This window comes from Pseudomonas sp. NUPR-002 (assembly GCF_056322725.1).
This window is the reverse complement of record NZ_CM150476.1, coordinates 4,397,156-4,410,362: the sequence shown is the minus strand read 5'-3', so window position 1 is coordinate 4,410,362 and position 13,207 is coordinate 4,397,156. Positions and strand designations below refer to the sequence as shown.

At 63.4% G+C, this 13,207-nt stretch carries 1 protein-coding gene; it reads left to right on the top strand.

Translation table 11 applies throughout. The annotated features are described in order from the left end of the window. Positions 1-245 precede the first annotated feature (245 nt). A complete protein-coding gene (locus ACVWSC_RS20135; RefSeq protein ID WP_442108857.1) occupies positions 246-13,205 on the top strand; it encodes a non-ribosomal peptide synthetase in 12,960 nt (4,319 codons plus the stop codon). Positions 13,206-13,207 lie beyond the last annotated feature (2 nt).

Here is a 13,207-nt window from a genome sequence, read left to right as displayed (position 1 = left end):
AACAGTGGGAGCGGGCTTGCCCCGCGAAGCCATTTCACTGACAGATCACAATCGCGGGGCAAGCCCGCTCCTACAAAGGCCAGTCCTTCCCTGGCAATCAGCGAAGGATCTAATTATTTGCCCTGTCCATCCGTTCCTCTGTGTACATCCCCCGGCGCTCGACACGCGCCAGGTGCACCCGCCTAGCCGGAGCGCGCCCCTGTCGAGCCCTGATTTCACGTACAGACTCTGGCAGGAACCTTCCCATGACGGACGCCTTCGAACTCCCGGTTACGCTGGTCCAGGCACTGGCACAACGTGCTGCGCAAACCCCGCAGCAGGTCGCCTTGCGCTTTCTGGCCGGTGACCCGCAAGAGCAAGCGGTGCTGACCTACCGGGACCTGGACCTGCGTGCCCGCAGCATCGCTGGCGCCTTGCAAGCACGTACCGAATTCGGTGATCGGGCGATTTTGCTGTTCCCCAGTGGGCCGGATTACGTCGCCGCGTTTTTCGGCTGTTTGTACGCCGGGGTCATTGCGGTGCCGGCGTATCCGCCGGAGTCTTCGCGCCGTCATCATCAGGAGCGGCTGCTGTCGATCATCGAGGACGCCGAACCGCGCCTGTTGCTGACCACCCGCGCGTTGCACGACACCCTGCAGGGCCTTGAAGTACTGGCCGAGGACCAAGCGCCGCACTTGCTGGCGGTCGATGGCCTGGACGCAACGTTGGCCGATGCCTGGCAGGCCCCGGCGCTGCAGGCCGATGACATTGCCTTCTTGCAGTACACCTCCGGGTCCACGGCGTTGCCCAAGGGGGTGCAAGTCAGTCACGGCAACCTGGTGGCCAACGAGGTGCTGATCCGTCATGGTTTCGGAATCGATGTGAATCCGGATGATGTCATCGTCAGCTGGTTGCCGCTGTACCACGACATGGGGCTGATTGGCGGCTTGCTGCAGCCGATTTTCAGTGGCGTGCCGTGCGTGTTGATGGCGCCAGCCTACTTCCTGGCGCGTCCACAACGCTGGCTGCAGGCGATCAGTGATCATGGTGGCACCATCAGCGGTGGCCCCGACTTCGCCTATCGGCTGTGCAGCGAGCGGGTCAGCAGTGCCGCCTTGGCCAACCTCGACCTGAGCCGCTGGCGTGTGGCCTATTCCGGCTCGGAGCCGATTCGTCAGGACAGCCTGCAGGCCTTTGCACAAAAGTTTGCCGGGTGTGGTTTTAGCGCCCAGAGCTTCTTCGCCAGCTACGGCCTGGCGGAAGCGACACTGTTTGTCAGCGGCAGCCGCCGGGGGCAGGGCATTGCTGCGCTGAGCCTGAACGCCAGCGCGTTGGCCTGCAATAACGCCGAGCCGGGTGCGGATCTGGTGCAAATGAGCTGCGGACGCAGCCAGCCCGAGCATGCCGTGCAGATCGTCGAGCCGCAGCAACTGACGGTGCTGGCGGACAACCAGGTCGGCGAGATCTGGGCCCGTGGCCCGAGCATCGCTAAAGGCTATTGGCGTAATCCTGAGGCAACCGCGAAGACCTTTGTCGAACAAGGCGGGCACACCTGGTTGCGCACAGGCGATCTGGGCTTTCTGCGTGAGGGCGAGTTGTTCGTGACTGGCCGCCTCAAGGATTTGCTGATTGTGCGCGGCCACAACCTCTACCCACAGGATCTGGAGAAGACCCTGGAGCGGGAAGTCGAAGGCCTGCGCAAAGGCCGTGTGGCGGTGTTTGCCGTCGATGATCAGGGCGAGGAGGGCATCGGCGTTGCCGTCGAGATCAGTCGCAATGTGCAGAAGATCATCACCCCGGCCACGTTGCTCAAGACTGTGCGTCAGGTCGTTGCCGATGCCTGCCAGCAAGCCCCGGCAGTGGTCTTGCTGCTGAACCCGGGGGCGCTGCCGAAAACCTCCAGCGGCAAGCTGCAACGTTCGGCCTGCCGCGTGCGCATGAACGATGGCAGCCTCGACTGCTATGCCCGATTCCCGGACGCGCTTCAGGCTCAGACGGTCGCAGCGAACCCGCAAGACAACCCGTTGCACAGCCTGGTTTCGCGTTTGTGGTGCGAACAACTGGGTGTGGCGCAGGTCGCCCTGGATGATCATTTCTTCCTGCTGGGCGGCAACTCGGTTGCCGCCACCCAGCTCACTGCGCGGGTGAGTGATGAACTGAACCTGCAGTTGAGCGTGCGCATGCTATTCGAGGCGCCGCTGCTGGGTGACTTCTGCACGGCACTGGCTGCCGCGCAGCAGAGCGGTACCACCAATAGCGCAATTGAGGCGGTTACCCGTACTCAGGCAGTGCCGCAGTCACTCGCGCAAAACCGCCTGTGGCTGCTGTGGCAACTGGAGCCGCACAGCGCGGCGTACAACATTCCCGGTGCGCTGCGTTTGCGTGGTGAGCTGGATCCGCTCGCCTTGCAGTCCAGCTTCCAGGCTTTGGTTACCCGCCATGAATCATTACGTACCGTGTTTTTCGAAGAACAGGAGCAGGCACTGCAGCGCATTCTACCTGCGCTGAATTTTACGCTGCAGCACCTGGACCTGAGCGATGTCGACAGTGCCCAGGTGCAGGCACGACGTGAGGCCGAAGCGCAGCAGCCGTTCGACTTGCAGCTTGGCCCCTTGCTGCGCGTCACCCTGGTGCGCCTGGGCAGCGAAGAGCATCAGCTGTGGGTAACCCTGCACCACATCATCGCTGACGGCTGGTCGCTGAATATCCTCATCGATGAATTCTCGCGCTTGTATGCCGCGCACAGTCAGGGCCTGCAGGCCGACTTGCCGAAGCTGGCGTTGGACTACGCCGACTATGGCAACTGGCAGCGGCAATGGCTGGCCGAGGGTGAAGCGGCGCGGCAACTGACCTACTGGCAAGCGCAACTGGGGGATGAGCATCCGGTGCTCGATCTGGCCACCGACTATCCGCGCTCAAACCTGCAGCACAAGGCGGCTGCGCGCTTGAGCCTGCGCGTACCGGCGGCGCTTGCCGAGGCACTGCGCAGCACCGCTCGCCAGCACGACAGCACGCTGTTCATGGTTTTGCTCGCCGGTTTCCAGAGCCTGTTGCATCGCTACAGCGGGCAGTCCGACATTCGTGTCGGGGTACCGAATGCCAACCGCCCGCGCCTGGAAACCCAAGGCCTGGTCGGCTTCTTCATCAATACCCAGGTGCTGCGTGCACAGTTCAATGCGCGCCAGTCGTTCGTTGAGTTGCTCGCTCAGGTACGCCAAGCCACCGTGCAGGCGCAGGCGCATCAGGACCTGCCGTTCGAGCAATTGCTTGCGGCCTTTCCCGAAGCCCGTGAGCAAGGCCTGTTTCAGGTCATGTTCAACCACCAGCAACGCGACCTGAGTGCATTGCGTCGCCTGCCCGGACTGCTCGCCGAAGAACTGCCGTGGCACAGCCGCGAAGCCAAGTTCGACCTGCAGCTGCACAGTGAAGAAGATCATCAGGGGCGTTTGTCGTTGGCCTTCGACTATGCCAGCGATCTGTTCGACGCCGCGACGGTGCAGCGCCTGGCGGCCAGCCTGCTCAGCGTGCTGGAGCAGGTCTGCGCAGATCCGACAGTGTTGCTTGGCGAGCTGCAGTTGCTCGATGGTCCAGGTCGTGAACAACTGCTGCAGTGGGGGCAGTCGCCCGCGCCGCAGGCACAGCAGTGGCTGGTCGAGCAGCTCAATGAACAAGCGCGCTTGACGCCACACCGCAGCGCTTTGCTGTGGGACGGCGGTGCACTCGATTACGCCAGCCTGCACCAGCAGGCCAACCGTCTGGCCCATTACCTGCGCGACAAGGGCGTTGGCCCGGATGTGTGTGTGGCGATTGCCGCCGAGCGCTCGCCGCAGTTGCTGATTGGTGTGCTGGCCATTCTCAAGGCAGGCGGCGCCTACGTGCCGCTGGACGTCGATTACCCCTGTGAACGTCTGGCCTACATGCTGGCCGACTGCGGTGCGAGCCTGTTGCTCAGTCACAGCGATGTGCTGGAGCGTTTGCCGCAGGTCGAGGGCGTCAGTGCGATTGCCATGGACCGCCTCAAACTCGACAGCTGGCCGTGCCAACCACCTGGCCTGCACCTGCACGGCGATAACCTCGCTTACGTGATCTACACCTCGGGTTCGACCGGGCAACCGAAAGGGGTCGGCAACACCCATGCGGCCCTCGCCGAGCGCTTGCAGTGGATGCAGGCGCAGTATCGGCTGGATGAGCACGATGTGCTGATGCAGAAAGCGCCGATCAGTTTCGACGTGTCGGTGTGGGAATGCTTCTGGCCGCTGGTGACTGGCTGCAGCCTGGTCCTGGCCGGGCCGGGCGAGCACCGTGACCCGCAACGCATCGCCGCGTTGGTGCGCGCGTACGGCGTTACCACCTTGCACTTTGTGCCAGCGCTGTTGCAGGTGTTCATTGAAGAACCCCAGGCTGCGCAGTGCAGCAGCTTGCGCCGCCTGTTCAGTGGTGGTGAGGCGTTGTCTGCCGCGCTGCGTGACCGGGTGTTGAACGTGTTGCCGCAGGTGGCCTTGCACAACCGCTACGGCCCGACCGAAACCGCCATCAACGTCACGCACTGGCAGTGCAGTGCGGCCGATGGCGCCCGCTCGCCGATTGGCCGGCCGTTGGCGAATGTGGTGTGTCAGGTACTTGATGATGAGCTGCAGCTCAGTGCCCCCGGTGTGCCAGGTGAACTGTACCTCGGTGGGGCGGGCGTGGCGCGCGGTTACCTGGGTCGTCCGGGGCTGACGGCCGAACGTTTTGTCCCGCATCCAGACGCTGATGGCCAGCGCTTGTACCGCAGTGGCGACCGTGCACGCTGGGCTCCGTCTGTGCAGGCGCTGGAGTACCTCGGGCGCCTCGACCAGCAAGTGAAGCTGCGCGGTTTTCGTGTTGAGCCGGAAGAAGTCGAGGCCTGCTTGCTGAGTCAGCCAGGGGTCACCCAGGCGCTGGTACTGATTCGTCAGACGGTCGCTGGCGCGCAACTGGTCGGCTATTACACGGGCGCGGAAAACAACGCCGGGTTGATGGCCGCCCTGGCTGAGCAACTGCCGGCCTATATGGTGCCGGCGGCGTTGGTACACATGGCGCAGATGCCGCTGGGCCCGAGTGGCAAGATCGAGCGCAAGGCACTGCCGGAGCCGGTATGGAGCAGCCGTGCGCACATCGAACCGAGCACTGCGTTGCAACAGCAGATCGCGACCATCTGGCGTGACGTACTGGGGCTGCAGCAGGTCGGTTTGCAGGACGACTTCTTCGCCCTTGGCGGGCACTCGCTGCTGGCGACCCAGATCATTTCCCGTACCCGTCAGGCGTGCAATGTCGAGTTACCGTTGCGGGTGTTGTTCGAGGCCAGCGAGTTGGGCGCTTTTGCCCAGGAGGTCGAGCGCCTTCAACACAGCGGCGCGCACAATCTGCAGGGTGAAATCGCCCGCATCGATCGGCGCCAGGCGGTGCCGCTGTCGTTCTCCCAGCAACGCATGTGGTTCCTCTGGCAGATGGAACCGGACAGCCCGGCCTACAACGTTGGCGGCATGGCCCGTCTGCGCGGCGTGCTGGATGTCAGCCGTTTCGAGCAGGCGTTGCAAGCCTTGATCGTGCGCCATGAAACCCTGCGCACCACCTTCCCGAGCATTGATGGTGTGCCGTACCAGTGCGTGCACAGCGACAGCACCGTGCAGATGCACTGGCAGGACTTTTCTGCCGACACGCCCGCTGCCCGTGAACAGCGCCTTCAGGCCTTTGCCGATGAACAGGCACATCAACCGTTCGACCTGGAGCGCGGGCCGTTGCTGCGTGCCTGCCTGGTCAAGGCCGCCGAGCACGAGCATTACTTTGTGCTGACGCTGCACCATATCGTCACCGAAGGCTGGGCGATGGACATCTTTGCCCGCGAACTGGGCGAGCTGTATGAGGCCTTTGTCGATGAGCGCGACTCACCGCTGCAACCCTTGCCGGTGCAGTACCTGGATTACAGCGTCTGGCAGCGGCAATGGCTGGAGGCTGGTGAAAGCCAACGCCAGCTCGATTACTGGAAGGCCAAGCTCGGTGATAAGCATCCCGTGCTGGAACTGCCGACTGACCGCCCGCGCCCAGCGCTGCAAAGCCACCGTGGCGAGCTCTACCGTTTTGACCTGAGCCCGCAATTGGCGGCGCGGGTGCGTGACTTCAATGCCGAGCGTGGCCTGACCCTGTTCATGACCATGACTGCAACCCTGGCGGTGCTGCTCTATCGCTACAGCGGCCAGCAAGACCTGCGCATCGGCGCGCCAGTGGCCAACCGCATTCGTCCGGAAAGCGAAGGCCTGATTGGCGCTTTCCTCAACACCCAGGTGTTGCGTTGCCAGCTCGACGGGCAGATGCGCGTCGGGCAATTGATCGATCAGGTGCGTCAGACCGTGATCGAGGGGCAGTCCCATCAAGACCTGCCGTTCGATCAACTGGTCGAAGCGTTGCAGCCAGCCCGCAGCACGGCTTACAACCCACTGTTCCAGGTGATGTGCAACGTGCAGCGCTGGGAGTTCCAGCAGCGTCGCGAGTTGTCGGGTATGCAGGTGGACTACCTGGTCAACGACGCCCGCGCGACCAAGTTCGACCTCAACCTTGAGGTGACGGATCTGGACCGCCGTCTGGGTTGCTGCCTGACCTACAGCTGCGACCTGTTCGACGAGCCGCGTATCGCGCAGATGGCCAGGCACTGGCAGCAATTGCTGGCGGCGCTGCTCGACAACCCCGAGCAACGCCTGTGCGAATTGCCGATGCTGACCGGCGATGAGCAGCAGCGCCTGCACAGTAGCCTTGCAGGCGACCGTGTAGCCGATCTGCAGCAAACCATCGAAGGGCTGTTCAGCGCCCAGGCGGCGCGTCAGCCGCAGGCGGTGGCGCTGACCTTCGCCGGGCAACACCTGAGCTATGCCGAGCTCGACGCACGCGCCAATCAACTGGCCCGAGTGCTGCGCGAGCGCGGTGTCGGCCCGCAGGTGCGCGTGGGCCTGGCGCTGGAGCGCTCGCTGGAAATGGTGGTCGGGTTGCTGGCGATTCTCAAGGCTGGCGGCGCCTATGTGCCGCTGGACCCCGAGTACCCGCTCGAGCGCCTGCATTACATGATCGAAGACAGCGGCATCAGCGTACTGCTCGGCCAGCGCAGCCTGTTCGAGGCATTGGGCGAGTTGCCGGCTCAGCTGGCGCGTTGGTGTCTGGAGGACGACGGCCCGGCCTTGGCCGCAGTCAGCCCAGAGCCCTTGCCTGAGCAAAGTTTGCCGGGGCATCAGGCCTATTTGATTTACACCTCCGGTTCCACTGGCAACCCCAAGGGCGTGGTGGTCAGCCGTGGTGAAATCGCCATGCACTGCCAGGCCGTGATCGAACGTTTCGGCATGCGCAGTGATGACTGTGAACTGCACTTCTATTCAATCAACTTCGACGCCGCGACCGAGCGTTTGCTCGCGCCATTGTTGTGTGGCGCACGGGTCGTGTTGCGTGCCCAGGGGCAGTGGGGGGCGGAGGAAATCTGCAGCTTGATTGCTGAGCAGCAGGTGACCATCCTCGGCTTTACCCCAAGCTATGGCAGCCAACTGGCGCAATGGCTGGCCAGCCGCGAGCAGATCTTGCCGGTGCGCCTGTGCATCACCGGTGGCGAAGCCTTGACGGGTGAACACCTGCAGCGGATTCGCCAGGCCTTTGCGCCACAGCAGTTCTTCAATGCCTATGGGCCGACGGAAACCGTGGTCATGCCGCTGGCGTGCCTGGCGCCAGAGCAGTTGCCCGCAGGGGCCGCCAGTGTGCCGATCGGCAGCGTGGTCGGTGCGCGCGTGGCCTACATTCTGGATGCCGATCTGGCCCTTTTGCCGCAGGGCGGGGTGGGTGAGTTGTATGTGGGCGGTGCCGGTCTGGCCCAGGGTTACCATGAGCGTCCGGGGCTGAGCGCTGAACGTTTTGTCGCCGACCCGTTCAGTCAAGACGGTGGGCGTCTGTACCGTACCGGCGACCTCGTGCGTCAGGGCGACGACGGCCTGGTCGAGTACGTCGGGCGTATCGACCATCAAGTGAAGATTCGCGGTTTCCGTATTGAGCTGGGCGAAATCGAAACCCGCCTGCTGGAGCATGCGGCGATACGTGAGGCGGTGGTTCTGGCGCTGGATATGCCGGGCGGTAAACAACTGGCCGCTTACCTGGTGTGTGACCAGGCGCAGGGCGATGCCAGCGCACAGCATGCACTGCGTGAAGCACTCAAGGCCGAGCTGCGGCTGCACCTGCCGGACTACATGGTGCCGACGCATCTGGTGCTGCTGCAGCAGATGCCGCTGACGGCCAACGGCAAGCTCGACCGCCGGGCCTTGCCTGCGCCCGATTTGCAGCAAGCGCGTGAACACTATGAAGCACCGCGCAACGCGCTGGAGCAGCAGCTCGCCAACCTCTGGTGTGAAGTGTTGAACCTGCCGCAGGTCGGTGTACACGACAACTTCTTTGAGCTGGGTGGCGATTCGATTCTGTCGATCCAGGTGGTCAGCCGTGCCCGCCAGGCGGGGCTGCACTTCACCCCGCGCGATCTGTTCCAGCACCAGACTGTCCAGACCCTGGCTGCAGTGGTACGCCGCAATGACGACACACAGGTCGATCAAGGGCCGTTGAGCGGTCGCGCGGTACTGACGCCGATTCAGCAATGGTTCTTCGACAGCGAGGTGCCGCAACCGCAGCACTGGAACCAGGCCGTGCTACTGGCGCCGGTCGAACGCCTGGTGGCTAAAACGCTGGAGCAGGCCTTGCAGCAACTGGTCGCGCATCATGATGTGCTGCGCCTGCGCTTCAGCCAGCACAACAGTCAGTGGCAAGGCGATTACAGGCAAGGCGACAGCCGCGAACTGCTCTGGCAGGTGTCGGTGAACAGCGTTGCTGACTGTCAGCAGTTGTACAGCGACGTGCAACGTAGCCTCGACCTGGGCAACGGCCCGTTACTGCGGGCCTTGCTGGTCGACGATGCGCAAGGGCAGCAGCGGCTGTTGCTGGCGATCCATCACCTGGTGGTGGACGGCGTGTCGTGGCGCGTGCTGCTTGAAGACCTGCAAGCGCTTTACCGTGGCCAGGCGGTGGCCGCCAAAACCCGCGCCATGAGTGATTGGGCGGCGCGTCTGCAAGCCTATGCCAGCAGCGACTCGCTGCGCGAAGAGCAGCACTGGTGGCAGACGCAACTGAGCACCGCGCATCGCGAACTGCCTTGCGATCACCCGCAAGGGGCGAACCTGTACAAGCAGGCGCATACCCTCAGCGTGCGCCTGGACAGCAGTCAAACCCGGCAATTGCTCAGCCAAGCCCCTGCGGCCTATCACACCCAGGTCAACGACCTGCTGTTGACTGCCCTGGCGCGAGTGCTGTGCCGCTGGAGCGGGGACACCTCGGTGCTGGTGCAACTGGAGGGCCACGGTCGTGAACACCTGTTCGACGATATGGACCTGACGCGTAGTGTCGGTTGGTTCACCAGTGCTTACCCGCTGAGCCTGAGCCCTTCGGCTGATGCCGGTGCGGCCGGACAGGCGGCGTCGATCAAAGCGATCAAGGAGCAATTGCGTCAGGTGCCGCACAAGGGGCTGGGCTATGGCGTGCTGCGTTATCTGGCCGATGCCGGTGTGCGCGAACGTATGGCGGCGTTGCCGCAGGCGCGGATTACCTTCAACTACCTCGGCCAGTTCGATCAGCAATTTACCGCCGATGCCCTGTTCCAGCCGGTGGATGAGCCGGTGGGCGAGGCGCATGACCAAGAGGCGCCGTTGCCTAACTGGTTGAGCGTTGATGGCCAGGTGTTTGCCGGTGAGTTGCAACTACGCTGGACTTTCAGCCGTGAGCGTTACGACGCCCACACCATTGAGCTGCTGGCTGAGGCCTACAAAGCCGAATTGCTGGGGCTGGTCGAGCACTGCCTGACCCCGGGCAATGGCAGCTTCACGCCGTCGGACTTTCCGCTGGCACAGCTGAGTCAGGAACAGATCGACAGCCTGCCCGTGCCTGCTGCGCAGATCGAAGACGTCTACCCGCTGACACCGATGCAAGAAGGGCTGTTGCTGCACACCTTGCTCGAGCCCGGCACCGGCATCTACTACATGCAGGATCGCTACCGGATCAACAGCGCCCTCGATCGCGAGCGCTTTGCCCAGGCCTGGCAAACCGTGGTCGCCCGTCACGAAGCGTTGCGCGCGTCGTTCAGTTGGAACGCTGGCGAAGCCATGCTGCAGATCATCCACAAACCGGGCAGCACGGCGCTGGATTATCTCGACTGGGCCGACATGGCCGAGGATGAACAGGAAGCGCGTCTTCAGGCCCTGCACAAGCAGGAGCGCGAAGCAGGCTTCGATCTGTTGCAGCAGGCGCCGTTCCACCTGCGGCTGATTCGGGTGGGCGCCGACCGCTACTGGTTCATGATGAGCAACCACCACATCCTTATCGATGCCTGGTGCCGCTCGTTGCTGATGAACGATTTCTTCGAGCTGTACATGGCCCTCGGCGAAGGCCGCGAGGCGCAGTTGCCGGTGCCACCGCGCTACCGCGACTACATCAGTTGGCTGCAGCACCAGGATCTGGAGGCTGCGCGTCAGTGGTGGCGCGATAACCTGCAGGGCTTTGAGCGCAGCACCGCGGTGCCAAGCGACCGGCCGCTGCTGCGTGACCACGGCGCGGAAAATGCCGGGATGATTGTCGGTGACTGTTACACTCGCCTTGCTATCAGCGAGGGCGCGCGCTTGCGTGAGCTGGCCCAGGCCCATCAGCTGACGATCAACACCTTCGCTCAGGCAGCTTGGGCCCTGGTATTGAGCCGCTACAGCGGCGAGCGTGATGTGCTGTTCGGGGTCACCGTTGCCGGACGTCCGGTGAGCATGCCGCAGATGCAGCGCACGGTCGGACTGTTCATCAACAGTATCGCCCTGCGGGTGAAATTGCCGGCAGCCGGTGAGCGTTGCACGGTGCAGCAGTGGCTCAAAGGCCTGCTCGACCTCAACATGCAATTGCGCGAGTACGAATACCTGCCATTGGTGAGCATTCAGGAATGCAGCGAGCTGCCCAAAGGCCAGCCGCTGTTCGACAGCCTGTTCGTGTTCGAGAACGCGCCGGTGGAGGTGGCCGTGCTGGATCGCGCGCAAAGCCTGAACGCCAGCTCTGACTCCGGCCGGACCCACACCAACTTCCCGTTGACCGCTGTCTGCTATCCAGGCGATGACTTGGGACTGCACCTGTCGTTCGACCAACGTTATTTCGATACCGCCACCGTTGAACGCCTGCTGGCCGAGTTCAAGCGTCTGTTGCTGGCACTGGCCGACGGCTTCCACGCTGACATGAGCGAGATGCCATTGCTCGGTGAGCAGGAGCGGCGCTTCCTGCTTGAAGACTGTAACCGCAGCGCACGGGCTTATCCGCTGGAGCAGAGCTATGTGCAGCAGTTCGAAGCACAGGTTGCCGCCCGGCCGCAGCAACGGGTTGCGCGCTGCCTGGAGCAGTCGCTCAGCTATGCCCAGCTCAATGCCCAGGCCAACCGTCTGGGCCATGCCCTGGTCGCGGCTGGAGTCAGCGTGGACCAACCAGTGGCACTGCTGGCCGAGCGTGATTTGCCTTTGCTGGGCATGATCATCGGTAGTTTCAAGGCTGGCGCTGGCTACTTGCCGCTCGACCCAGGGCTGCCGACCGCGCGTCTGCAGCGCATCGTTGAACTCAGCCGCACACCGGTGCTGTTGTGCAGTCAGGCCTGTGCCGAGCAGGGCCGGGCGCTACTGGATGAGCTGGCCTGTGCCGGGCGTCCGAAACTGTTGATCTGGGAACAGGTTCAGGAGGGCGCCTGGCCCGATAGCAATCCGGGTATCTACAGCGCACCGGATAACCTTGCCTATGTGATCTACACCTCCGGCTCCACCGGCTTGCCGAAGGGGGTGATGGTCGAACAGCGCGGCATGCTCAATAACCAGCTGAGCAAGGTGCCTTACCTGCAACTGAGTGAACAGGATGTGATCGCCCAGACCGCTTCGCAAAGTTTCGATATTTCGGTCTGGCAGTTCCTGGCCGCGCCGTTGTTCGGGGCGCAGGTGGAGATTGTGCCCAGTGCCATCGCCCACGATCCGCAGGGCCTGCTTGCGCACGTTCAGGCCTGTGGCATCACCGTGCTGGAGAGCGTGCCGTCGTTGATTCAAGGCATGCTCGCCAATGAACATCAACAACTGGACGGCTTGCGCTGGATGCTGCCGACTGGCGAAGCGATGCCACCCGAGCTGGCTTCGCAGTGGCTGCAGCGCTATCCGCAGATCGGCCTGGTCAACGCGTACGGGCCAGCCGAGTGCTCCGATGATGTGGCCTTCTTCCGCGTCGATGCCGCTTCGACCCGTGGCAGCTACCTGCCCATCGGTACGCCAACCGACAACAACCAGCTGTATTTGCTGGGTGAAGATCAGGCGCTGGTACCGCTGGGGGCAGTCGGTGAGCTGTGTGTCGCGGGTACTGGGGTTGGCCGTGGTTATGTCGGCGACCCGCTGCGCACCGCACTGGCCTTTACTCCGCATCCGTTCGGGGCACCGGGTGAGCGCCTGTATCGCACTGGCGACCTGGCGCGGCGGCGCATGGACGGAGTGCTCGAGTACGTCGGGCGGATTGACCATCAGGTGAAAATCCGTGGCTACCGTATCGAGTTGGGCGAGATCGAAGCGCGCCTGCACGAGCAGACCGAAGTGCGCGATGCCGCGGTAGGTGTGCAGGAAGGCGCTAATGGCAAACACCTGGTCGGCTACCTGGTGGCCAGCGACGCGGCAGCCGATACCGATGCGCTGCTCGAATCGATCAAGCAACGCCTGCGGGCCGAGTTGCCCGAGTACATGGTGCCGTTGCATTGGGCCTGGCTCAAGCAACTGCCCCTCAATGCCAACGGCAAGCTCGACCGCAAGGCGTTGCCCACTATCGACTTCGCCACTGCGCAGCGACAGGACTACCTGGCACCGCGTAGCGAGCTGGAGCAAACCCTGGCAACGATCTGGGCCGAGGTGCTCAAGGTCGAGCGGGTGGGCGTGTGCGACAACTTCTTTGAGTTGGGCGGGCACTCATTGCTGGCGACCCAGATCGCCTCAAGGGTGCAGAAGGCGCTGCAACTGAACGTGCCGTTACGGGCGATGTTCGAGTGCAGCACCGTCGAGGAGCTGGCCATTTATGTGCAGAGCCTTGAGGCCAGTGAGTTGAGCGACGATAAAGTCGACCGGCTCAGTGACCTGATGGCAGAGCTCGAGGCGTTGTAGGA